General features: G+C 34.4%; 1 pseudogene. It reads right to left on the bottom strand.

The window, feature by feature from the left end:
* A pseudogene (locus G6042_RS00725) lies at positions 1-661 on the bottom strand (IS21 family transposase); the annotation flags it as partial.
* Between the last annotated feature and the right edge of the window lie 20 nt (positions 662-681).

A 681-nucleotide genomic window follows, 5' to 3' on the forward strand; every position in this document is an offset into this window, starting at 1 on the left:
GTTCAAAACGACTACTTTTAATCACGGCTGACTTTAGATTATCTGGAACAATTGCTGCTGGAACGCCTTCAAAAAAACGCATAGCATTCTCTACAGAAGTTACAAAATCTTCTTTCTGTTGACTTATAGAAGCTTCAGCATACGTGTGTTGACTTGCACCTAGTATGGCAACAAAAAACTGTACTTCTTTAATCTCTCCCGTTTCTTTTTCAATAATGGAAAGTGTTTTTCCAGCATAATCCACATACATTTTATCACCCGATTTGTGATTCATATGCATCACTGGATTCACGCGTTTACCCCATATTTTAAAGTGATGCCTAAATTGAGAACTCTTAAAACCATCAGGATGTATAGTAATATATCGCTCCCACATGAGTTGGATAGTAACTCTAACTTTTTTGAGTTCACGCTCCATTTGTGGAAAAAAATCATGAAGCTTTTGTAGTTTGGGTTCTATGGTTTCAACGGTATTCTGTGAAAACAAAACTTCTAGTTCGGCATCTGTTTTAGCATCAATAGCTTCAAAACTTAAGCCTAGAAGTTCAAATAAAGAAATGTATTTCTTTACCGTATTTCTTGAAAGTGATAAGTAATTGCTAATAAATAACTTACTCTTGCCACTACAGTGAAATTTAATTACTTTTCTAATCTTACTCATGTCTGTTACTTTGTTTGCCA

This window comes from Flavobacterium solisilvae, assembly GCF_012911605.1.
Lineage (GTDB): Bacteria > Bacteroidota > Bacteroidia > Flavobacteriales > Flavobacteriaceae > Flavobacterium > Flavobacterium solisilvae.